General features: G+C 44.2%; 19 protein-coding genes. 9 read left to right on the top strand and 10 right to left on the bottom strand.

Annotation, left to right across the window (positions count from 1 at the left end):
• The first annotated feature begins 16 nt into the window (after positions 1 to 16).
• Genes NQ505_RS24300 through NQ505_RS24310 form a run of 3 tightly spaced genes read left to right on the top strand, consistent with a single transcriptional unit; the run spans position 17 to position 2554 of the window.
• Entirely contained in the window at positions 17 to 937 is a 921-nt protein-coding gene (locus NQ505_RS24300) for an OadG family transporter subunit (protein WP_008999805.1), read from the top strand.
• A gap of 23 nt (positions 938 to 960) precedes the next feature.
• The gene (locus NQ505_RS24305) at positions 961 to 1392 is read left to right on the top strand and encodes an acetyl-CoA carboxylase biotin carboxyl carrier protein (RefSeq protein ID WP_008999804.1); all 432 of its coding nucleotides are present in this window, start codon (positions 961 to 963) and stop codon (positions 1390 to 1392) included.
• Between the two features lies 1 nt (position 1393).
• Positions 1394 to 2554: a sodium ion-translocating decarboxylase subunit beta gene (locus tag NQ505_RS24310; RefSeq protein WP_008999803.1), complete on the top strand. Its 1161-nt coding sequence runs from the start codon at positions 1394 to 1396 to the stop codon at positions 2552 to 2554.
• 205 nt (positions 2555 to 2759) lie between these two features.
• Here NQ505_RS24310 and NQ505_RS24315 read toward each other — a convergent pair whose 3' ends face one another.
• Positions 2760 to 3764, bottom strand: coding sequence for a class II fructose-bisphosphate aldolase (locus NQ505_RS24315; protein ID WP_008999802.1), 1005 nt, complete (start codon positions 3762 to 3764; stop codon positions 2760 to 2762).
• A 450-nt stretch (positions 3765 to 4214) separates the two neighbouring features.
• Here NQ505_RS24315 and NQ505_RS24320 point away from each other — a divergent pair, with 450 nt between their 5' ends.
• From NQ505_RS24320 to NQ505_RS24340, 5 genes are all read left to right on the top strand, one after another.
• On the top strand, positions 4215 to 4469 hold the full coding sequence (locus tag NQ505_RS24320; RefSeq protein WP_005678397.1) for a type B 50S ribosomal protein L31: 255 nt from the start codon (positions 4215 to 4217) through the stop codon (positions 4467 to 4469).
• A 244-nt stretch (positions 4470 to 4713) separates the two neighbouring features.
• Positions 4714 to 5121, top strand: coding sequence for a hypothetical protein (locus tag NQ505_RS24325; protein ID WP_032853677.1), 408 nt, complete (start codon positions 4714 to 4716; stop codon positions 5119 to 5121).
• Between the two features lie 714 nt (positions 5122 to 5835).
• Positions 5836 to 6888, top strand: a complete 1053-nt coding sequence (locus tag NQ505_RS24330) for an efflux RND transporter periplasmic adaptor subunit (protein WP_008999800.1) — start codon at positions 5836 to 5838, stop codon at positions 6886 to 6888.
• Between the two features lie 60 nt (positions 6889 to 6948).
• Complete coding sequence (locus tag NQ505_RS24335; protein ID WP_008999799.1) at positions 6949 to 9981, top strand: efflux RND transporter permease subunit; 3033 nt, start codon at positions 6949 to 6951, stop codon at positions 9979 to 9981.
• Between the two features lie 48 nt (positions 9982 to 10029).
• Entirely contained in the window at positions 10030 to 11301 is a 1272-nt protein-coding gene (locus NQ505_RS24340) for a TolC family protein (protein WP_032853676.1), read from the top strand.
• A 107-nt stretch (positions 11302 to 11408) separates the two neighbouring features.
• Here the strand turns inward: NQ505_RS24340 and NQ505_RS24345 are convergent, their stop codons facing one another.
• From NQ505_RS24345 to NQ505_RS24385, 9 genes are all read right to left on the bottom strand, one after another.
• Positions 11409 to 12644: a sodium ion-translocating decarboxylase subunit beta gene (locus NQ505_RS24345; protein ID WP_008999797.1), complete on the bottom strand. Its 1236-nt coding sequence runs from the start codon at positions 12642 to 12644 to the stop codon at positions 11409 to 11411.
• Positions 12644 to 14479, bottom strand: a complete 1836-nt coding sequence (locus NQ505_RS24350) for a biotin/lipoyl-containing protein (protein WP_008999796.1) — start codon at positions 14477 to 14479, stop codon at positions 12644 to 12646. The genes NQ505_RS24345 and NQ505_RS24350 overlap by 1 nt, the downstream gene beginning before the upstream one ends.
• Before the next feature lie 26 nt (positions 14480 to 14505).
• Positions 14506 to 14766 (bottom strand): OadG family protein, encoded by a 261-nt coding sequence (locus NQ505_RS24355; RefSeq protein ID WP_008999795.1) that lies wholly within the window; start codon positions 14764 to 14766, stop codon positions 14506 to 14508.
• Between the two features lie 844 nt (positions 14767 to 15610).
• Positions 15611 to 16450: a FecR family protein gene (locus NQ505_RS24360; RefSeq protein ID WP_008999794.1), complete on the bottom strand. Its 840-nt coding sequence runs from the start codon at positions 16448 to 16450 to the stop codon at positions 15611 to 15613.
• Positions 16451 to 16460: 10 nt separating this feature from the next.
• On the bottom strand, positions 16461 to 17051 hold the full coding sequence (locus NQ505_RS24365; protein ID WP_008999793.1) for an RNA polymerase sigma factor: 591 nt from the start codon (positions 17049 to 17051) through the stop codon (positions 16461 to 16463).
• A gap of 78 nt (positions 17052 to 17129) precedes the next feature.
• A complete protein-coding gene (locus tag NQ505_RS24370) occupies positions 17130 to 18704 on the bottom strand; it encodes a peptide chain release factor 3 (protein ID WP_008025990.1) in 1575 nt (524 codons plus the stop codon).
• A 76-nt stretch (positions 18705 to 18780) separates the two neighbouring features.
• Positions 18781 to 19641: a dTDP-4-dehydrorhamnose reductase gene (gene rfbD, locus NQ505_RS24375; RefSeq protein WP_008999792.1), complete on the bottom strand. Its 861-nt coding sequence runs from the start codon at positions 19639 to 19641 to the stop codon at positions 18781 to 18783.
• Positions 19642 to 20184, bottom strand: a complete 543-nt coding sequence (locus NQ505_RS24380) for a DUF4924 family protein (RefSeq protein ID WP_008999791.1) — start codon at positions 20182 to 20184, stop codon at positions 19642 to 19644. It abuts the gene before it with no gap.
• A 10-nt stretch (positions 20185 to 20194) separates the two neighbouring features.
• Positions 20195 to 20848: a LysE family translocator gene (locus NQ505_RS24385; protein WP_008774798.1), complete on the bottom strand. Its 654-nt coding sequence runs from the start codon at positions 20846 to 20848 to the stop codon at positions 20195 to 20197.
• 258 nt (positions 20849 to 21106) lie between these two features.
• Here NQ505_RS24385 and purL point away from each other — a divergent pair, with 258 nt between their 5' ends.
• Positions 21107 to 24811, top strand: coding sequence for a phosphoribosylformylglycinamidine synthase (purL, locus tag NQ505_RS24390; protein WP_008999790.1), 3705 nt, complete (start codon positions 21107 to 21109; stop codon positions 24809 to 24811).
• The last annotated feature ends 158 nt before the right edge of the window (positions 24812 to 24969 follow it).

The following is a 24969-nucleotide window of genomic DNA, read 5'->3' on the forward strand; positions in this document are numbered from 1 at the left end:
TAAAACAAGAACGATTATGAACAAAACCAAAATCGGAATATTCCTTTCTTTGCTATTGCTGATTGGGCTGACTTCTTGTGGAGAGAAAAAGTCTAACAACAAGTTGGTGCTGAATGAAATCCTGATAGACAATCAGAGTAACTTTCAGGACGACTACGGATTGCACAGTGCATGGATTGAAATATTCAATAAATCATTCGGTAGCGCCGATCTGGCAGCTTGCTTGCTGAAAGTAAGCAACCAACCAGGCGATACAGTTACTTATTTTATTCCGAAAGGTGACGTACTGACCTTAGTGAAACCACGTCAACATGCCCTGTTCTGGGCAGACGGCGAGCCTAACCGCGGTACTTTTCACACAAGTTGCAAGTTGAATCCGGAAACAGCCAACTGGATTGGCTTGTACGACTCCGGCAGAAATCTGCTTGACCAGATTGTAGTGCCGGCAGGCGCTCTCGGTCCCGACCAATCATACGCTCGCGTAAGCGACGGAGCGGTAAACTGGGAAGTAAAAGGTGGAAGCAGTGACAAATACGTCACTCCGAGCACCAACAACCAGACTCTTGACAGCAATGCCAAGATGGAAAACTTCGAAGAACATGATGCGGTAGGTATCGGTATGTCTATTTCTGCCATGAGTGTAGTATTTGTCGGATTGATTCTTCTTTATATTTCCTTCAAGGTTGTAGGCAGAGTTGCAGTCAACTTGAGCAAACGTAACGCCATGAAATCCAAAGGCATCGACAAACAAGAAGCGAAAGAGCTGTCACAGGCTCCGGGCGAAGTTTATGCTGCTATTTCTATGGCATTGCACGAAATGCAGGATGAAGTGCACGACGTAGAAGAAACGGTACTGACCATCACTCGTGTAAAACGTAGCTACTCACCGTGGAGTTCGAAGATTTACACCTTGCGTGAAACTCCTCCTAGAAAGTAAGTCACCTTTTAAAACGTAAAACGATGAAAGAATATAAATATAAAATCAACGGTAACTCATATAAAGTAACCATCGGAGATATTGAAGATAATATCGCTCATGTAGAAGTGAACGGTACACATTATAAAGTGGAAATGGAGAAACAGCCTAAAGTGGCTCCGAAACCAGTAACAGTGCGTCCTATGCCTAATGCTCCTACTGCTCCTACTCAAGTAGTGAAACCAGCTGCTCCATCTACCGGAAAATCGGGAGTGAAATCTCCGCTGCCGGGCGTTATCCTCGACATCAAAGTAAATGTAGGCGATACTGTAAAGAAAGGCCAGACTATCATTATATTGGAAGCCATGAAGATGGAAAACAATATCAATGCGGATAAAGACGGTAAGATTACTGCCATCAACGTAAACAAAGGTGACTCTGTTCTTGAAGGTAATGACCTCGTAATTATTGAATAATATGGGAGATTTTATAAACTTTTTAGGAAATAACCTCGCCGACTTCTGGACATATACGGGCTTTGCAAATGCTACTGTAGGGCACATCGTTATGATTCTTGTGGGTTTGGGGTTCATCTATTTGGCAGTAGCCAAAGAGTTCGAACCGATGTTGCTGATTCCTATCGGTTTCGGTATATTGATCGGTAATATACCTTTTAATATGGATGCGGGATTGAAAGTCGGCATCTATGAAGAAGGTTCTGTATTGAATATCCTGTATCAGGGAGTGACCTCCGGCTGGTACCCGCCGCTCATCTTCTTGGGCATCGGAGCCATGACGGACTTCTCGGCACTTATCTCCAACCCGAAATTGATGTTGATCGGTGCAGCTGCACAGTTCGGTATCTTCGGTGCATACATGATCGCATTGGAAATGGGTTTCGACCCGATGCAAGCCGGTGCTATCGGTATCATTGGTGGAGCAGACGGTCCGACAGCCATCTTCCTTTCCTCCAAGCTAGCACCTAACCTAATGGGAGCCATTGCGGTGTCCGCCTACTCCTACATGGCGTTGGTTCCGGTGATACAGCCGCCTATCATGCGTCTGCTCACCACTAAAAGCGAACGCGTCATCCGTATGAAACCGCCGCGTGCAGTTTCTCACACGGAGAAGGTGATTTTCCCGATCATCGGTTTGTTGCTGACTTGCTTCCTGGTTCCTTCCGGTCTGCCTTTGCTGGGTATGCTGTTCTTCGGTAACCTGTTGAAAGAAAGTGGTGTAACCCGTCGTTTGGCTAATACTGCCAGCGGTCCGTTGATTGATACTATCACTATCCTGTTGGGTCTGACAGTAGGTGCTTCTACGCAAGCTTCCGAATTCCTGACGCTCGATTCTATCAAGATTTTCGCCCTCGGTGCATTGTCGTTCATCATTGCAACTGCATCCGGTGTAATTTTCGTTAAGATATTCAATATCTTCTTGAAGAAGGGCAACAAGATCAATCCATTGATCGGTAATGCAGGTGTTTCTGCCGTTCCCGACTCTGCACGTATCTCGCAAATCATTGGTCTGGAATACGATTCGACCAACTATTTGTTGATGCACGCTATGGGTCCGAACGTTGCCGGAGTAATCGGTTCAGCAGTCGCTGCCGGTATCCTCCTTGGATTCTTGATGTAAGAAATACTACAATTATAAGAATAAGCGCGAACATTGCTATAACAGCATTTTGTTCGCGCTTATTTTTGTTTAAATCCATTTCAAATGTATTCCAACTGGAATACTTAAAAGCTTTATCTTCTCTCCTTGCACCTTTCAACATAAGAAAGGCTGCCACCGGTTAACCAGGAGCAGCCTTTCTTTTATTTATGGAATAATCCGAGGATTACTGTGCCAATTTGTTGTCAGAACCGAGCACATTAAGGATTTTGTGCTTGTACAGTTTTTCCATGTTGTCACGAGCCGGACCAAGATACTTACGCGGGTCGAATTCAGCTGGTTTTTCAGCAAAAGTCTTACGGATAGCAGCAGTCATAGCCAAACGTGAGTCAGAGTCGATGTTGATTTTGCAAACAGCAGACTTAGCAGCCTTACGCAACCATTCTTCTGGAATACCGATAGCAGCTTTCAGTGCACCACCGTATTTGTTGATAGTTTCCACTTCTTCTTGAGGAACTGAAGATGATCCGTGAAGAACGATAGGGAATCCCGGAAGTTTTTCCATTACAGCGTCCAATACTTCGAAAGCCAATGGAGGAGGAACCATTACGCCTGTAACCGGGTCGATGTGGCATTGTTCCGGAGTAAACTTGTAAGCACCGTGAGAAGTACCGATTGAGATAGCCAAAGAGTCGCAACCAGTGCGAGTAGCGAAGTCGATTACTTCTTCAGGGTCAGTATATGTGTGGTGGTCAGCAGAAACTTCATCTTCTACACCAGCCAATACGCCAAGTTCACCTTCTACAGTTACGTCGAACTGATGAGCGTATTCAACAACTTTCTTAGTCAATGCAACGTTTTCTTCGTAAGGAAGATGAGAACCGTCGATCATCACTGAAGAGAAACCTGAATCGATACAAGATTTGCAAGTTTCGAATGTATCTCCGTGGTCAAGGTGAAGAACGATTTCCGGATGTGCGCAGCCTAATTCTTTAGCATATTCTACAGCACCCTGTGCCATGTAACGCAACAAAGTAGCGTTAGCATACTGACGAGCACCTTTAGAAACCTGAAGAATCACAGGAGATTTAGTTTCAACAGCAGCCTTGATGATAGCCTGCATCTGTTCCATATTGTTGAAGTTGAATGCTGGGATAGCATATCCACCTTTGATAGCCTTAGCAAACATTTCTTTTGTGTTTACCAATCCTAAATCTTTGTAATTTACCATTTTGTTTAAAGTTTATTGTTAGTGAATAAAAATTCTACGCAAAAGTAAGCATTATCCATCGAATAACGAACATCGGAAAGAAAAATATAGTAGAAAAAGGTTTAAATCAGACACCAAAATTTAGCAGGAATACGAGTGTGACATTAGATTGTAATGTCTACCTTGCAAATAAACGGATAAAAGACAGTAAAGCGTATTTCCGCGTTCGATCCATCATTCATCAATATAAGTTATGCTATTCATATATGAATGATGCGAATCATATTATATAGATATATTATAGGTACAGATTGCCTAAATTTAGAAAGCAGAGTATCTTTATCGAAGTTTTTTCCATAAAACCTTTTTCTATTTCACAGAAAAGCATTATCTTTGCGCTCTGAAAATGACCATTACACTATTTCTTACCAAAATAGTAACAGAATATAAATTAAAAAAACAGATACTGAAATGAAAAAAGGCCTTCATCCAGAATCATACCGTCCGGTAGTATTTAAAGATATGTCAAATGGTGACATGTTTTTGTCTAAGTCAACTGTAGCAACTAAAGAAACCATCGAATTCGAAGGTGAAACTTATCCGTTGCTGAAGATTGAAATCTCAAACACTTCTCACCCGTTCTATACAGGTAAATCTACATTGGTGGATACTGCAGGTCGTGTTGATAAGTTCATGAGCCGTTACGGTGACCGTAAGAAGAAATAATTCGATCTTTCGTGAAAGATGAAAAAAGAGGAGATTCTCGTAGAGAATTTCCTCTTTTTCGTTTTCTATATTCCTTATTCCTTTTCGCATTTGTTTATTCCTCCCCCCCTTCGAAACAAAATGGTTTCAACCGGAATCAGAAAGTTTTTAGGGATATAACCCCAAAAAGAAATAAAAGAAATATCACCAAATCCGACTTATTACCAAATAAAGGGAGTACCTTTACCCGACTAATTAAGTAAAAATGGAAATAACTGATTTAAAACAAATGACAAAGGAGGAAGTTTTTAATTTTATCAGACAACGCCTTTCTTTCAATGATGAATTGCTCGAGCAGTTCAGACATGTAAAAAAAGACGATCTCGCAAAAGAACATCGTAGATTCGAAATGTCCGGAAACGAATCAAAAACAGGCTGGTCCACAGTTTTCAATACTGCTATTCTAAATGAGTTTGCCGATCTTGGTATCTATAACTATACTTCTTACCTTTTTCTCGACTTCCACAATGGTACTCCAACCATTTATCTCAAATACTTTCTTGAGGACGAAAATCTGGAATATACATTTAACGGATATACCACAACAGAAATCATATTTGAAGTTTTAGAACTGACTATCTTCTCCGGAAAGCCGGAAAGAAAACGGAACTAAAACGAAAAAACGCAAAAACATCTTGCACCTTACACTAATCGGGACCATCATACTGATATACAAATCTTTAGTGTAGTGCAAGACACGGTTGCAGATAGTGTAAGATACCTTTATCTTACACTGATTGTCTCGTGACTACTTATCGACTAATTTCCGATTGATGGCAGTTCCATTTTGTTTCAAGGCGCTAAACACTTTGTTTCCCTATAGAAAACACTTTGTTTTTAGGCACGAAACACCTTGTCTACCGCTATGAACAAGTCATTTACTGCACAGGTTTTGCAAATCGCTATATATCTTCTATAAATACACCAAGATTCTTATAGACGAGACAGCGTGTAAGATACCTTTTATCTTACACTATCTGCCACTCTATCTTACACTACACTAAAAAGTTGTATATCAGCATGATGAACCCGATTAGTGTAAGGTGCAAGATGTTTTTTTATTTTCAAACTTTATAGAAAGAGGTTAACGAAGGTTGTGATTTAGTTCAAATGAATTTCCAAACCGTGATTTACAGATTAGTGAAATGGTTTGGATGGGAATTTTACTTTAAAAATGGTAAGATTCCCATTATTTTGTGTTTTGCTAGAGAGATAAGAGGTTGAGTATGAAAAATATTAAGAATAGTGAACATAAATAAACGGGAGTTGTTTTTAGTATATTATTCGCTATTTATCAACGCAAAACCTCTAAACATCAACGTGATATATGAAGAAAATTGGATTCGTCCTGACGGCTGCAATCTTATTGGCAGGCTGCGGACAGAAAAAAGAAGCGACAATGACAACAGCCCGTCCCGTAAAGACCACCATTGTCGAGTCAAGATCGATTATTAGCAAAGATTTCTCGGGAATCGTGGAAGCGGTGGAATATGTGAAGCTGGCTTTCAGGGTCAACGGACAAATCATCCAACTACCTGTCATCGAAGGACAGAAAGTGAAAAAGGGACAACTCATCGCAGCTATCGACCCCAGAGACATCGCGTTGCAATATGCCGCCACAAAATCGGCATACGAAACGGCTTCCGCACAAGTGGAACGTAACAAACGACTCCTCTCCCGGCAAGCTATCTCCGTACAGGAATACGAAATCAGTCTCGCCAACTACCAGAAAGCGAAATCTGAATACGAACTATCCGCCAACAATATGCGCGACACGAAACTGACCGCTCCTTTTGATGGTTCCATCGAAAAGAGATTGGTGGAAAATTATCAGCGTGTCAACTCCGGAGAAGGCATCGTTCAGCTTGTCAACACGCATAATCTACGCATCAAATTCACCATTCCGGATGCTTATCTGTACTTGTTGCGCGCCAAAGACCCGCGTTTCCTTGTTGAATTTGACACCTTCAAAGGACACGTGTTTCAAGCAAAACTAGAAGAATATCTGGATATTTCGACCGATGGCACAGGTATCCCGGTCAGCATCACGATTGACGACCCGTCATTCGACCGTGACCTTTATGCTGTGAAACCCGGTTTCACCTGCGGCATCCGTTTCACGGCAGATGTGGGCCCGTTAGTGCAGAACAGCTGGACAATCATACCGCTTAGCGCCGTATTCGGTGAAAGCGAAGGAAACAAAATGTATGTTTGGGTGGTAGAAGACAACAAAGTCCACAAACGACAAGTAACCGTGAGCACTCCTACCGGAGAAGCACAGACTCTCATCTCCGAAGGTTTGAAACCCGGAGAGAAAATCGTCATTGCAGGCGTACACCAACTAGTGGAAGGAGAATCAATTACAACAGTTGATAAATGATAGCTGATAACACCTATCATTTACAACCTATCATTTATCAACTATCAACTATCATTTATTATGAGTTTAGCTAGATATTCATTAGATAATACGAAAATCATCTATTTCTTTCTTGCCGTATTGCTGATTGGGGGAATCACTTCCTTTGGCAAACTGGGTAAGAAAGAGGATGCTCCTTTCGTGATAAAGTCGGCGGTTATCATGACCCGTTATCCGGGTGCCGAACCGGCTGAAGTGGAGCGGTTGATTACCGAGCCCATCTCTCGCGAGATTCAAAGTATGAGCGGTGTGTACAAGATTAAATCAGAATCTATGTACGGACTTTCAAAAATCACATTCGAGTTGCAACCTTCCTTGTCGGCAAGCTCCATTCCGCAAAAGTGGGACGAGTTGCGACGGAAAGTGCTCAATATACAGCCACAGTTGCCGAGCGGTGCTTCTGCACCAACGGTTTCCGATGATTTCGGTGACGTGTTCGGCATCTATTACGGTCTGACGGCGGACGACGGTTACACATACGAAGAAATGCGCAACTGGGCGGAACGGATCAAGACGCAGGTAGTGACGGCAGACGGAGTGATGAAAGTGGCTTTGTTCGGAACACAGACAGAAGTGGTCAATATTCTTATTTCGACCCATAAGCTCGTAGGTATGGGCATCGACCCCAAACAGCTTGCCAGTCTGCTGCAATCGCAGAATCAGATTATCAATACCGGAGAAATCCGTGCCGGTGAGCAACAGCTCCGAGTGACCGCTAACGGTATGTACACCACCGTAGACGATATCCGCAACCAAGTAATTACCACAAAGGCCGGACAGGTGAAACTCGGTGATATCGCCGTTATTGAAAAAGGTTACATGGACCCTCCATCCAATATTATGCACGTGAACGGCAAACGTGCCATCGGCATCGGTGTCTCCACCGACCCGCAACGGGATGTGGTGCAGACGGGTAAGAATGTGAAAGCCAAGCTAGACGAATTGCTGCCACTGATGCCTGTGGGATTGGAGCTGCAAAGTCTGTATCTGGAAAACGAGATAGCCAATGAGGCTAACAACGGATTTATCATCAATCTGATTGAATCTATTCTGATTGTGATTGTGATTATCATGTTGGTGATGGGGCTGCGTGCAGGTATGCTGATCGGTTCGTCACTGATTTTCTCCATTGGAGGTACATTGCTCATCATGTCTTTCTTCGGTGTCGGACTGAACCGTACTTCGCTGGCGGGATTTATCATCGCTATGGGTATGCTGGTGGACAACGCCATTGTAGTGACGGATAACGCACAGATTGCCATTGCCCGCGGAGTAGACCGGCGGAAAGCACTGATAGACGGTGCAACGGGCCCGCAATGGGGATTGCTCGGGGCTACTTTTATCGCTATCTGTTCGTTCCTCCCGCTCTACCTCGCTCCTTCTGCCGTAGCGGAAATCGTGAAACCGCTTTTTGTGGTACTTGCCATCTCGTTGGGATTGAGCTGGGTACTTGCACTGACGCAGACCACTGTTTTTGGTAATTTCATCCTGAAAGCGAAAGCAAAGGATGGTGCCAAAGACCCGTATGACAAACCGTTTTATCACAAATTCGCTTCTATCCTCCGTACGCTGATTCGCAGGAAAACATTGACACTAGGTTCGATGGTAGTGCTTTTTGTTGCTTCATTGATTATCATGGGGACGATGCCTCAAAACTTCTTCCCTTCTCTGGACAAACCTTATTTCCGGGCGGACGTGTTCTATCCGGACGGGTATAGCATCAATGATGTGGTGAAAGAGATGAAATCGGTGGAAGAGCATCTGGCAAAACAGCCGGAAGTGAAAAAAGTATCAATCACCTTCGGCAGCACGCCGTTGAGGTATTACCTCGCTTCCACTTCCGTAGGGCCGAAACCGAATTTTGCCAATGTGTTGATTGAATTGACAGACAGTAAATATACAAAAGAGTATGAGGAAGATTTCGACGCATATATGAAGGCGAATTATCCAAATGCGATTACGCGTACAAGTCTGTTCAAGCTGTCGCCCGCGGTGGATGCCGCTATCGAAATCGGATTTATAGGACCGGATGTAGACACGCTTGTGGCGCTCACCAATCAGGCATTGGAGATTATGCACCGGAATCCGGATTTAATCAATGTACGCAATTCGTGGGGAAACAAGATTCCTGTGTGGAAACCGATATATAGTCCCGAACGGGCACAGCCATTAGGGGTGTCCCGTCAGGGCATGGCACAGAGTATCCAGATCGGAACTACGGGTATGACGCTCGGAGAATACCGGCAGGGGGATCAGGTGTTGCCTATCTTATTGAAGGACAACACAGTGGATTCGTTCCGCATCAATGATTTGCGCACGCTGCCCGTGTTTGGTACGGGTAATGAGACGACCAGCCTGGAACAGGTGGTATCGGAATTTAATTTCCAGTATCGTTTCTCGAACGTGAAAGATTACAATCGGCAAATGGTGATGATGGCACAGTGCGATCCGCGTCGCGGGGTAAATGCGATTGCTGCTTTCAATGAAGTTTGGCCGCTGGTGCAAAAAGAGATAAAAGTGCCGGAGGGATATACAATGAAGTATTTCGGGGAGCAGGAAAGTCAGGTGGAGTCTAACGAGGCACTGGCGAAAAACTTACCGTTGACGTTCTTCCTGATGTTTGTCACTCTATTATTCTTGTTCAGGACGTATCGTAAACCGACAGTGATTCTGTTGATGTTGCCGCTTATCTTTATCGGTATCGTGTTAGGATTGGTGTTACTCGGCAAGTCGTTCGACTTCTTCTCTATCCTGGGGTTGCTCGGACTGATTGGTATGAATATCAAAAACGCGATTGTGCTTGTGGAGCAGATTGACCTGGAGGCAAAGACGGGCAAAAAGCCGTTGGATGCTGTTGTCAGTGCCACGACCAGCCGTATTATTCCTGTAGCGATGGCGTCGGGTACTACTATTCTGGGTATGTTGCCATTGTTGTTCGATGCGATGTTTGGCGGCATGGCGGCTACCATTATGGGAGGTTTGTTGGTGGCTTCGGCACTGACATTGTTTGTTCTTCCGGTAGCTTATTGTGCTATTCAGAGAATCAAAGGATAATTGCCTACTCTTATATGAAACTTGAATTTATTGTTTAGATTGAATAAAATGAAAACTCAACTTATAACTCTGTCTCTATTGTTCCTCGGCCTCACGGCCGGGGCACAACAGCCTTATCTTAGCCGGGAAGCCTACCGGGATAAGGTGGAAGCTTACAGCCAAATACTGAAGCAACAGAAACTAAAGACGATGGCAAGTACGGAAGCACGGAAAATTGCTCATACCGGTTTCTTACCTAAAATCGATGCTAATGCGGACGGTACGCTCAACATGAGTGACCTTAGTGCATGGAACGAACCATTAGGCGAATACCGCAATCATACTTATCAAGGAGTATTTATCGTTTCGCAACCGTTGTACACAGGAGGCGCGCTCAACGCCCAGCACAAGATTGCCAAAGCAGATGAAAAGCTGAATCAGCTGAACGAAGAGCTTACTATCGACCAAATTCATTATCAGAGTGATGCGGTTTACTGGAATGCTTCTGCCTCACAGGCTATGTTGCAAGCGGCTGATAAGTATCAAAGCATCGTGAAACAGCAGTATGACATCATACAGGATCGTTTCAGCGACGGAATGATTAGCCGTACGGATTTATTAATGATTTCCACCCGGCTGAAAGAAGCGGAATTGCAATATATCAAGGCTCGCCAGAATTATACACTGGCCCTCCAAAAGTTGAACATCTTAATGGGAGAAGAGCCGAACAGCCCGGTAGACAGCCTTTATACGATTGACAAGGCTTCTGCCCCGGTACAGATACTTTCCTTGGAGAATGTACTGCAACGCCGTGCGGATTTTGAAAGTACGGAAGTGAACATCATGAAGAGTGAGGCGCAGCGCAAAGCAGCTCTTAGCCAGTTCAACCCGCAACTGAATATGTATTTCAGTGGCGGATGGGCTACGGCTACACCTAATCTCGGATATGATGTATCTTTCAATCCGGTCGTCGGCATTAATATCAATATCCCGATTTTCCGGTGGGGAGCCCGGTTCAAAACGAACCGCCAGCAAAAAGCGTACATCGGAATACAGAAACTGCAACAGAGTTATGTGACGGACAATATCAACGAGGAACTTTCTGCCGCACTGACCAAACTGACGGAAACGGAATATCAAGTAAAAACTGCTACCGAGACTATGAATCTGGCCAATGAAAATCTCGACCTGGTTTCGTTCTCTTACAATGAGGGAAAAGCGAATATGGTGGATGTGTTGTCGGCACAGCTATCATGGACGCAAGCACACACGAATCTGATTAATGCGTATCTGTCGGAAAAGATGGCGGTAGCAGAATACAGGAAAGTGATTAGCGAATAAAAGAAGAATCTGAAATCTGTATTCATAAAGCAGTATATAATAAGAAATCCGGAGAATGGGCAATATCCATATCTCCGGATTCTTGTATATAAGGTCAGCTATATTGACTACGCAAGGAAGGAAATCAACACACCCGCAGCTACAGCAGAACCGATTACTCCGGAGATGTTGCTCGCCATGCAGTATTGCAATACGTGATTCTTCGGATCGTACTTCAAAGCTATTTCATTGGCTACACGGCTTGCCATTGGAACAGCACTCAAGCCGGTGGCACCGATAAGCGGATTGATTTTCTTCTTAGAGAAGAGATTCACCAATTTCACGAACAAGATACCTCCTGTGATGGAAAGGGCAAATGCCAGGAAACCACCTACTACGATGCCGATAGTTGTCCAGTTCAGGAAGGCTTCTGTGGTCATCGTTGCTCCTACCGACAGTCCGAGGAAGATAGTAGCCGCATTCATGATGCTATTGGAAGCAGCGTCGAACAGGCGGAACGTGTTGGTTCCGATTTCTTTCACCAGGTTACCGAACATCAGCATTCCAATCAATGGCACAGCACTTGGTACGAAGAGAGCCACAACAGTAGTTACCACAATCGGGAAGATAATCTTCAAGACACGGAGGTTCTTGATTTCCGTCTTTGAAGGATACATCTTTTCCTGTTCTTTCATATTGATGCTCAATTCCTTCTTAGTACAGAGCAGTCTCACAACGAGCGGAATAATCACCGGAACGAGTGCCATGTACGAATAAGCGGCAATGGCAATCGGGCCCAGCAAATGTGGCGCCAGTTTGATAGTCGTAAAGATAGCTGTCGGACCATCCGCACCACCGATAATTCCGAGAGAAGCGGCTTCTTTCGGGGTGAATCCCATCAGGATAGCTACCAACAATACGGTAAAGATACCCAGCTGTGCGGCTGCACCGAAAATAGAAAGACGCAGGTTACGCAACATCGGTCCGAAGTCCGTCAACGCACCGACACCCATGAAGATGATCGGAGGTAGGAAACCTGTTTTAATCAGCATATAGTAGATGAAATTCATCAGTCCCAGTTCGTGGGCGATATCATGCAGAGGCATTTCCCAGATGTTTTTCATTACTCCGTTTATCATAATCATGCCATTCTCGTCTGCCTGAATCACACCCATTTCTCCTCCGGGGAAGTTGGCCAACAACACACCGAAAGCGATGGGGACAAGCAGCAACGGCTCGTACTGTTTCTTGATACCCAGATAGAGCAGGACGAACGCGATGGCATACATTATCAGGAACTGCGGATCGGCAATGATATTGCTGAACGCAGTCATGTCATATAAGTTCTCAAATATTTCGTTCATTATCCTATCTTCATTAATACATCATCTTCTGAAACAGTATCTCCCGGATTGGCACAGATAGCAGTCACCGTACCGCCAAACTCTGCACGGATAGCATTATAGGTCTTCATCGCTTCTACATAGCAGATTACGTCTCCTTCTTTCACCGTATCGCCTACTTGCAAGGCGGTTTCTTGTGCATTCTTCACCAAAAAGAACTTGCCTTCCAACGGAGAAAGTACTTCTTTGCCTTCGCCTGCCGGAGCAGCGGAAGCACCCGCTGGAGTAGCAGGAAGCTCGGCATCGCCATAAGCTACGGTGACACGATAAGCCTGTCCGTCTACCTGTACGGTCAGTGTTTTCGGTTTAACATCTTCTTCCGGTGATTTATCTTTTTCGGCACGGCGTTTTGCCACGTCTTCGAGGAAGTCTTCTTTGGCTTTACCACTCTTGTAGGCTTCATATTGAGCCGGGTGCATCGCATATTCGAAGAGTTCTTCGTCGTCCTGTCCTGCTTCCCATTTGTTCTCTTTCATCAGTTTGCGATATTTGTCGAGAGCATCCGGATAGTTGTCCTGTGGATCGCCTTCGAAGAACTTACGGCCTTCACGTTCCGCCTTTTCAATGATTTCCGGAGCAAGTTTGCCCGGCAAACGTCCGGCTTTACCCAGAATCATGTCCCAAATATCATCGGCAATCATTCCCCAACGGTCTTTTCCTTTTTCCATTGCCATCACGTTCATCATGGCAAGGTTCTTCACATATTGACTGAATGGAGTCACCAATGGAGGATAACCGACACGAGGCCATACGTAAGCCACTTCGTCAAACAGTTTGATGAGCAGCTGATCTTGCGTCATAAACGGCAGATTGTGTTTTGCCTTATATTTATTGATGGATTCCAGATTGGATTCGAGGTCGGCCATCAGACTACCCATCATACCGCCGGGAAGTCCGGGAGCAATCAGCAAGGAGTTCATCAGGCGGTTTTTCGGGCTGATATACAGGCCGAGGAAGTCGTCCATAAATTCCTGAATCATGCCACGCACTTTCATGTAGGCTTCCATATTGATTTCGGGCACTTGATATCCGGCATCTTTCAGCATGGCTTGTACGCTAAGCAAATCGGCGTGACCTGTTCCCCATGAAAGTGGTTCCATACCGACATCGATGTAGTCGCAACCTGCTTGGCATACTTCAAGGATACTTGCCATATTGAATCCGGGACCTGCATGACTATGATACTGAACAGGGATTTCGGGATGTGCCGCTTTGATATTGGCTACGATCTTACCTAATGATACCGGACGGCCAATACCTGCCATATCTTTGATACAGATTTCATCTGCACCCAGTTTGATAAGTTCCAGCGCCATATTGGTGTAGTACTCTACCGTATGGATAGGCGAATGAGTGATACAAAGCGAGCATTGTGAAATCATGCCTGCTTCCTTTGCGTATGTGATGGAAGGAGCGATATTACGCACATCGTTCAATCCGCAGAACGTACGAGTAATGTCTGTTCCTTGTGCTTTCTTTACTTTGTAGAATAATTTGCGGACGTCTGCCGGAACGGGGCTCATACGAAGTCCGTTCAGTGCGCGGTCGAGCATGTGGGTCTGAATACCGGCTTCATGGAACGGTTTTGTCCATTCGCGCACGGCTGTATTCGGGTTTTCACCAAACAATAAATTTACCTGTTCAAAACCTCCGCCATTTGTTTCTACGCGGGCGAAACAACCCATTTCAATGATGGCCGGAGCTACCTTTACGAGTTGGTCTACACGAGGTACATATTTTCCGGCTGATTGCCACATATCTCGGAAAACCAAGCTAAACTTTACTTCTCTTTTCATGTCTTTCAGTGATATTCTTTATAGATTTATAATTTTTCTACTTTAGTGATTTTTCCTTTACCCTGTGTCACCACATTCACAGCAGCAGTAATGGCTGCTAAAATGTTTCCCGGAACAGGTGCAGGACCTCGCGGTGCTTCCCGCTTCACAGGAACCACTTCTTCGGGGGCGTACTTGTTGACCAATGCAATCAACAACTTACCTAAATAAATCACAATCAGCAGAATAACAAATACGGTAGCCATTCCGACCACCATCAGCAGGATCGCTGTTTCGATATTTTCCATATAATAAACTATTAGTAATTTAAGTTGTTCGTCTAAAAAGCGTTCGAAAATACCAAATTTTTATTATAAAATAAATTAAGAAAGGAATATAATGTATAAAACTGTCATTTCTCTGATTGATAATCAGAGCATTTATGAGCAGAAACTTATTACAAAAAAAATGTGAGAGAAAGCCCCTCAACTTTCTCTCACACTCTGATAAAACAATTATTAAATAAAAATACTCAATGATAAACCGGTTTAGCCCTCATCTGGTTTCATACCCTCTTCTTAACCTATTAAATTACCAGATAAAAACCGGTCTTGTTAAACCTCTCATGCGCCATCACGGCTTTCATTCTTTTAATTAGCGTAGCAGTCTAGTTGAAAAACCCTTTTAAGCCAACTTGTTTGATCGGGAAAAACAAGCCTTCTAAAGCTCATATAACCCTGGCGAGGGAACCATTTCTGACCTACGTCTCTGGCAGGAATTTTTCATCTGCCCACTGCCTATTGTTTGCTTTGAGCCTTAGTTTGTATTCTTTTCGAAATATTGTTTGTTTTGAGTCTAGTTTGTATTTCCTACAAAGCATTCTATTGTTTGTTCTGAATTTAGCTTGTAATTCCCTACAAGGCTTTCTATTGTTTGTTTTGAGCTCCGGCCTTTATTCCTATAAGGAAGATGACCGGATAATTCCTTCTACAACATTTAATCTTCTAATCAATTCTACCGTTTTTTTCAAACATCATTAAATAGCTCTTATATTAGAAAGAGAAGCATCCATTTGTTTTTTACCAAGAAAAAATGAAGAAAATTTGAAGAAAAACAAAAAAGCCTCTCCTGACTATCCAGAAGAGGCTTTTTTTATTGCAAAATAATTTCTTTCCCTCGAATTTGATAACTGATTCCACACGAGCCGAAGACTTTTTCCAGCGTGGCGTTCAGGTCTTTCGTCAAAACCGTCCCGTTGTAGGTCAGCCCTTCGCACTTCTCGTGCCCGACGACTGTTACCTTAAATATGTGTTCAATATCTGCCACTACATTTATCAGCGGATCGTCTTCATACCCCAACACCTCGGGGAACTCCGATTCTTCTGCCTTTTTCTCTACCGGCACAATCTTGTTCTCATCGCAATGCACGCTTTCCCCGGCAAGCAATGTATGCTTACCTACAGCAGTCTCGACTTTCACACTTCCTTCCTCACAGTTGACGGTCATCTTCTTTCCTTGCTGATCGATGAGGAATTTCGTTCCCAGTACGGTTACGTCGCCGGCTTCTGTACGGACCGTGAATGTCTTGCCTTTGGTTACGTTAAAAGAGGCTTTACCCAATAGTTGCAATTTGCGCTCCCAAAGCCATGTGATATGATTGTAAGTCAGGCGGGAATTTTCCATCACCTGCACAGTACTGCCATCCGGCAATTCATAGTTCATAGCAGTGTTATCAGTCACCACCTTTTCTTCTGCCAGGAGGTAACCGCCTATCCCCAAAAGAAGGACAACTGCCGCTGCCACTCCCCATGAGAAAGAGAAACTTCTCCCCGCACCTTGTTTTCTTCTCCGGCTTAAGGCGATCTTATGGCTCTCCTCACGTTGCAACTTCAGCTTATCACCTATTTCTTTTTTACGAGAAAAGATTTCGCCAACCAGAGGAAGTTTTCCTTCTTCTAAGTATTTATCTAAAGATTCTGTCCACTTTTCCATATCTCACACCTCAATTAAAAATCCACAAATTAGCTGCTACCAACAACAAGAAAGATTTGCTCATACGCTCCCGCAAACTGGAGATAGCCATATGAGTAGTATTGTAAACCGTACGTGAAGTGAGTCCCATCACCTGGGCTATTTCTTCCGGACTCATCTTCTTATAGTACTTAAGATACAATACCTCCCGCTGTTGCTTCGTCAAATTGTTCAGCTCTTTCTGCAAAACTTCCAGCTGTTCTTTTTCTAACTCTGAACGGATAATAGCAGTTTCAATATCGATCTCCAGATCAAACTGATATTCGTTTGTGCCTACTTCATCCAGTGATTTTAATGAGCCACTATTCTCTTTTTTCAGTTCGTTCACTATCATGTGTCTCAACGAGACACATAAGTAAGCGGGTATGGATTGAGGGGCCGCGCAAGTTTCTCTTTTCTCAAAGATGTAAACAAACAACGACTGTATCGCCTCGGTTACCAAAGTCTCATCACCGGCTATCTTCATGCCATATCCATACAGTAAATCTGCATATTGCTCATAAAGCTGCCGGAATGCCTCTTCATCCCCTTGCTGAATTTTATCCCAGGATAGTGTCTTCATTTCTATTCACTCATTTATATGAGATATGTTTTTCCTTTTTTTACCTGATTTTTTAGTTAAAAATCAACGGAATATATTTTAAAACTCACTTGTAAAGTGGAATTTGATGTGTTTAAAGTCCATCTGCGCCATCTGAAGTACATAACCGGAGTCTGCCAGGAACACATCGCGCCCTTCTCTATCCTTTGCCATATACTGGTATTTACGTTTCTTGAAGGCTTCCAGTTCTGCGGGATCATCGCTTTCTACCCAGCAGGCCTTATAAAGACTTACCGGTTCCCAACGACAGGACGCATTGTATTCATTCAACAAACGGTACTGAATGACCTCAAACTGCAACTGTCCCACCGTACCAATAATCTTACGGCCATTGAACTGATTGACAAACAACTGTGCCACACCTTCATCCATCAACTGGTCGATACCTTTCGCCAACTGTTTCTGTTTCATCGGATCGGCATTTTCGATATACTTGAACATCTCCGGTGAGAAGCTCGGTAATCCGCGGAAATGAAGCATTTCACCTTCTGTCAGCGTATCGCCAATCTTAAAGGTACCATTATCCGGCAGACCGATAATATCTCCTGCATAGGCTTCGTCAATCGTTGTTTTACGCTGTGCCATAAATTGGGTGGGCGATGAAAAACGCATGGTCTTTCCATGACGAACGTGCACATAAGGAGCATTGCGGACAAACTTGCCGGAGCAAATCTTACAGAATGCCACACAAGAACGGTGGTTGGGATCAATATTGGCTGTAATCTTAAAGATGAATCCGGTGAATTTCGGTTCATCGGGGTTCACTTCACGCTCTTCTGCCTGTACAGGACGAGGACTGGGAGCTATCTCCACGAAACAGTTCAGCAGCTCTTGCACACCGAAGTTGTTCAACGCTGATCCGAAGAATACCGGTGCACAGTCTCCTGCGAGATAGGATTCCGAATCAAATTCGGGATAAACGCCTTCGATCAGTTCCAGATCACCACGCAGTTTGTCTGCCAATGGCTTGCCAATCTGCTGATCCAGTTCTTCCGTATGAATATCGACTGCCACTTTTTCTGTTACCATCTGTTTGGATGGCTGGTATAAGTCCAGTTTCTGTTCGTAGATGTTGTATACTCCTTTGAAACGTGCTCCCTGCTCTATCGGCCAGGATAAGGGACGAACCTGAATCATCAGTTCTTCTTCGAGTTCATCAAGCAAGTCGAACGGGTCTTTTCCTTCACGGTCCATTTTGTTGACGAAGATAATTACCGGAGTCTTTCTCATGCGGCATACCTCCATCAGTTTACGCGTCTGCGTTTCCACACCTTTCGCACCGTCTACAACGATGATAACGCTGTCCACAGCAGTCAGCGTACGGTATGTGTCTTCGGCAAAGTCCTGGTGACCCGGAGTATCGAGAATGTTGATTTTATAATCTCGATAGTCGAATTCCATCACGGAAGTCGTTACCGAAATACCACGTTGTTTCTCGATTTCCATCCAGTCGGACGTAGCCGTCTTTTTTATCTTATTACTCTTTACAGCACCTGCTACCTGTATCTGACCACCGAAAAGCAATAGCTTTTCCGTCAATGATGTCTTACCGGCATCCGGATGCGCAATAATGGCGAACGTTCGCCGTCTCAAAATTTCTGTATTATCTGCCATAGTTGTTAAATTGAGAATTGAAAATTGAAAATTAAAAAATGATACTCAAAGTGGTTTCTTTTTTATTTCTCAACTCTCAATTTTTAATTTCCAATTTCTCCAGGCATCGTTGGAGACTTTCCTCCCAATGGGGGATTTCGATGCCGAATGTTGTTTTTATTTTTGTTTTATCAAGTACGGAGTATGCCGGACGGTTGGCCTTTGCAGGATATTCAGCTGTATGCAGAGGTTTCACTTTGCAGGAGGTTATTCCCGCCAGGCGATGAATAGCCACTGTGAAATCATACCAGGAACAAACGCCTTCATTGCTGAAATGGTAGATGCCGCGGACTATACCTTTATTAATAATGGTATAGATAGCACGTGCTAGGTCATTGGCATAAGTCGGGGTTCCGATCTGGTCGAAAACAACTCCCAGACTGTCACGCTCTTTTCCAAGACGGATCATTGTCTTCACAAAATTATTGCCGAAGATGGAATAAAGCCATGCAGTACGGATTACGACTGCTTTCTCGCAATAATTCATCACGTCATATTCTCCTTCCAGTTTGGTGGTGCCATATACAGAGTCCGGACAAGGATCGCAATCCTCCGTATACGGAGTGTGTGCAGTACCATCAAAAACATAGTCGGTAGATACCTGTATCATAGCGGCTCCATTGAATTGTGCCGCACTTGCCAATTGTTTCGGTGCTTCGCAATTCAATTGATAGGCTAGTTCCGAATTATCTTCCGCTTTATCTACGGCCGTATAAGCGGCACAGTTCACGACAAGCTCAATCCGCTTCTCTGCGATATAAGCCCAAACGGCTTGCTTGTCACAGATGTTTAGTTCTTCTACATCTGTGAAATAATACGTATGTTGCGGGTTCTCTTTTGCAAGCACCTGCATCTCATTGCCAAGCTGACCGTTGGCACCCGTTACCAAAATTCTCATTTATTCATCCAGTTTTAATTCACCTTTACGGTCTTTATCATAATAGTTTGCCAACATAGAAAGGAAACTAGTGATAGCTTCCACTGCCTTAGCAGTACCTTCACTGATAGGCTTTTTTTGAAGACGAAGCAGGAGTACTCCATACAATGCCTCAAAACAGGTCTCCAATTCGGGCTCTTTCTTACCGTTTTTATTCCGTAATTCTACTATAAACGGCAATGCCTTGAAATAAGCGGCACTGTAAAAAGGAAATTTAGGAGAAGAAGCCAATGCGTTATGCAACTCTGTCAGATTGATAATCACATTCTTATTAATCTGCAAATGGCCTTTTTCCCGTACTCCTTCCTCACTCATCATCGTAATCAGATTGGTATACCATTCTCTCATGGCAGGCTGCTGATCTGCCGGATAACGGGTAATTATATTTGCCTCCATCTCTTCCGGTTCACAATGATTGGCGCGGATCAAGTCTTCCTCTTGCCACATATATATAAGGTACTCGGCAATATTCTTCTCTTTCAGTTGTTGTGCTATCTGATTCATAAGTTATCTCCTAATAAAGTGATTCTCCCAACAAAGTAAAAATCAGTCCGGCAAGGGATACCAGCATTACAATACTTCCTACAACACGATTCAGTATCCAGATACCACGCAAGTTGAATTTAGTGCGCACTTTGTTCACAAAGTAAGTAATCCCCAACCACCAGGTCAATGCCCCTATAGCAATAGCAACATAGCCTGTGATTTCTTCGAACACCAGAACTCCCGGCTGCACAAAAGCAAAACGGGCGAAAAGTCCGATAAACAGGAAGATTATCAAGGGATTGGAGAGAGTGACGAAAAATGCGGTAATAAAGTTATGGAAATAAGAACCTTTGCTGGAGGAAGCCGGACGAATGGACTGCACCGGGTTGCTACGAAAGGTATATATACCAAAAAGGAGTAGCATGATGCTCCCCAATAATTGCAGATAGAAAATATTCTTATTAATATAATCGAACACAAAGCTCATCCCGTAGCCGGTGAGCAAAGCGTATGCTATATCGCTCAAAGAGGCTCCCAGACCTGTTACAAATCCATACCAACGCCCTTTATTCAAAGTCCTCTGGATGCATAATACGCCCACCGGACCGAGGGGTGCGGACACAACAACGCCAATAATAAAGCCTTTCACTAATATATCGAATATTGTCTCTATCTGAATCATGTCGCAAATATCGCACTTTTTTGTGATATGGGGATAGTATATTAACGTTTTTTCCACACAAGAATCACTATATATAGCGATAATAAGTAAAACGTACATCGAAAATAAACATATTAAATAAGGTATAGGAATTTATTCTCTATTTTTTTCCTACCACCAACGAAATTGATTATCTTTGCGCCACAGAAAAAGAGAAGAGTTTCTCCTGCAGGAACTTCAATCGTAAAATCGTAAATCGTAAAATCGTAAATATACAACATGATTCTTTTTTTCAGAACCCCTTCCAAGAGCGTGATTGCCGTAGAGAGCAACCATCAGCTCACCCCTGACGAAAGTAATAAACTCTGCTGGCTTTTTGGCGAAGCCGTGATGGAAAGTGAAGAAAACCTGAAAGGCTGTTTCGTTGGCCCACGCCGCGAAATGATCACTCCCTGGAGTACAAACGCAGTAGAAATCACCCAGAACATGGGGCTCGAAGGCATAAGCCGCATCGAAGAGTACTTCCCTGTTAAGGACGAAAATGCCGATTACGACCCGATGCTCCAACGCATGTACAAAGGACTCGACCAAAACGTATTCACAACAAACCGTCAGCCGGAGCCGATCATCTATATCGAAGATCTCGAAGTGTACAACGAAAAAGAAGGTTTGGCTCTTTCTAAAGAAGAAATGGACTACCTGAAGAAAGTAGAAAAGGACCTCGGACGGAAGCTGACAGACTCTGAAGTATTTGGTTTCGCACAAATCAACTCCGAACACTGCCGCCACAAAATTTTCGGCGGAACGTTTATTATCGACGGCGTAGAACAGGAATCTTCTCTGTTCCAAATGATTAAAAAGACGACACAGGAAAATCCGAATAAAATAATCTCTGCTTATAAAGATAACGTAGCCTTCGCTGAAGGTCCGGTTGTGGAACAGTTTGCTCCGGCAGATCATTCAAAACCTGATTTCTTCCAGGTAAAGGACATCAAAAGTGTTATCTCACTGAAAGCGGAAACTCATAACTTCCCTACTACTGTAGAACCGTTCAATGGTGCTTCTACCGGTACGGGTGGTGAAATCCGCGACCGTATGGGTGGTGGTAAAGGTTCATGGCCGATTGCAGGTACTGCTGTCTATATGACTTCTTACCCGCGCACAGAAGAAGGACGCGAATGGGAAGAGATTCTTCCGGTACGCAAATGGTTATACCAGACTCCGGAACAGATTCTAATCAAAGCATCCAATGGTGCTTCCGATTTCGGTAACAAGTTCGGCCAGCCGCTGATCTGCGGTTCGGTACTGACTTTCGAACATACGGAAAACAAAGAAGTTTATGGTTACGACAAAGTAATCATGCTTGCCGGTGGTGTTGGTTACGGTACACAACGTGACTGCCTGAAAGGCACACCGGAAGCTGGAAACAAAGTGGTAGTAATCGGTGGTGACAACTACCGTATCGGACTGGGTGGCGGTTCCGTATCTTCTGTTGATACCGGTCGTTACAGCAGCGGTATCGAGTTGAACGCCGTGCAACGTGCCAATGCAGAAATGCAGAAACGTGCCAACAACGTCGTACGCGCTCTTTGCGAAGAAGAGGTGAATCCGGTGGTTTCTATTCATGACCACGGTTCTGCCGGACACGTAAACTGCCTGTCCGAACTTGTGGAAGAATGTGGCGGAGTGATTGACATGAGCAAGTTGCCTATCGGTGACAAGACTTTGTCTGCTAAAGAAATCATCGCTAACGAGAGTCAGGAACGTATGGGTCTGTTGATTAAAGAAGAAGCCATTGAACATGTACGTAAGATTGCCGAACGCGAACGCGCTCCGATGTACGTAGTCGGTGAAACAACCGGCGATCATCGCTTCGCTTTCCAACAGGCTGACGGTGTACGTCCGTTCGACCTTGCCGTAGAACAGATGTTCGGTTCTTCTCCCAAGACATATATGATAGACAAAACAGTGGAACGTCATTACGAAATGCCGAAATACGAATTGTCTAAACTACATGAATATCTGACAAATGTATTGCAGCTTGAAGCTGTAGCCTGCAAAGACTGGTTGACAAATAAGGTAGACCGCTCGGTAACAGGTAAAGTGGCTCGTCAGCAATGCCAGGGTGAACTTCAGTTGCCGTTGAGTGACTGTGGTGTCGTAGCACTCGACTACCGTGGCGAAAAAGGTATCGCTACCTCTATCGGACATGCTCCGCAAGCAGCATTAGCAGATCCGGCTGCCGGCTCTATTCTTTCTGTATCCGAAGCGCTGACCAATCTGGTTTGGGCTCCAATGGCAGAAGGTATGGACAGTATTTCACTGTCTGCCAACTGGATGTGGCCTTGCCGCTCTCAAGAAGGTGAAGATGCCCGTCTTTACACAGCTGTCAAAGCATTGAGCGATTTCTGCTGCGCACTGCAGATCAATGTTCCTACCGGAAAAGACTCTCTGTCTATGACACAGAAGTATCCGAACGGTGAGAAAGTGATTTCTCCGGGAACTGTGATTGTTTCTGCCGGTGGTGAAGTTTCCGACGTAAAGAAAGTGGTATCTCCGGTATTGGTTAACAATGAAAAGACTACGCTTTATCATATTGATTTCAGCTTCGATGAACTGAAACTGGGTGGTTCGGCTTTCGCACAATCTCTGGGTAAAGTTGGTGACGAAGTACCTTGCGTACAAGATGCCGAATATTTCCGCGATGCTTTCCTTGCCGTACAGGAACTTATCAACAAAGGCCTGATCCTTGCAGGACACGATATTTCTGCCGGTGGTTTAATTACGACATTGCTCGAAATGTGCTTCTCTAATGTAGAAGGCGGTATGGAAATCAGCCTCGACAAGATGAAGGAACAGGATATCGTTAAGATTCTGTTTGCTGAAAATCCGGGTATCGTTATCCAGATCAGCGACAAGCATAAGGATGAAGTGAAGAAGATTCTGGAAGATGCCGGCGTAGGCTATATGAAGTTGGGTAAACCGACTGACGAACGTCACATTCTAGTATCTAAAGATGGAGCTACTTACCAATTCGGTATCGATTATATGCGAGATGTGTGGTATTCTTCTTCTTACCTGCTCGACCGAAAACAATCTATGAACGGTTGTGCTAAAGCACGTTTCGAGAACTACAAGATGCAGCCTCTTGAATTTGCTTTCATGCCGGAATTCAAAGGTAAGCTTTCTCAATATGGTATCACTCCGGATCGTCGCACTCCAAGCGGTATCCGTGCAGCTATCATCCGTGAGAAAGGTACGAACGGTGAACGCGAAATGGCTTACTCACTCTACCTGGCAGGTTTCGACGTGAAAGACGTGACGATGACCGACCTCATCAGCGGACGCGAGACACTGGAAGATGTAAACATGATCGTTTACTGTGGCGGTTTCTCTAATTCCGATGTATTGGGTTCTGCTAAAGGATGGGCAGGCGCATTCCTGTTCAACCCGAAAGCTAAAGAAGCATTGGATAAATACTATGCACGCGAAGATACATTGTCATTAGGTGTCTGCAACGGTTGCCAGCTGATGATGGAACTCGACCTTATCAACCCGGAACTGAAGAAGAAAGGCAAAATGTTGCATAACAATTCGCACAAGTTCGAATCACGCTTCCTCGGCCTTACTATCCCGACTAACCGCAGTGTGATGTTCGGCTCTTTGAGTGGAAGCAAACTGGGTATCTGGGTAGCTCACGGAGAAGGTAAGTTCTCTTTACCATATGACGAAGATAAATACAATGTGGTAGCGAAGTACAGCTATGACGAATATCCGGGCAACCCGAACGGTTCCGATTATTCTATCGCAGCACTGGCTAGCGCAGACGGACGTCATCTGGCTATCATGCCGCACCTGGAACGTTCAATCTTCCCATGGCAAAACGGTTGTTATCCGGCCGACCGCAAGAACAGCGATCAGGTTACTCCATGGATAGAAGCGTTCGTCAATGCTCGCAAGTGGGTGGAAGCGAAAATGAAATAAATCATTTCTATACTCTACAGAGGCTGGTACTTTCAATAGTATCAGCCTCTTGTTTTATTAAACTTTCCGCTCTACCGAAAGGCGTTTGGCAGATACCAAAACACCGAAAACAAACAGTATATACCAATAGCTATAAAATAGTCTGTTTTCTTCATTTT

The organism is Bacteroides sp. D2, from assembly GCF_025147085.1.
Lineage (GTDB): Bacteria > Bacteroidota > Bacteroidia > Bacteroidales > Bacteroidaceae > Bacteroides.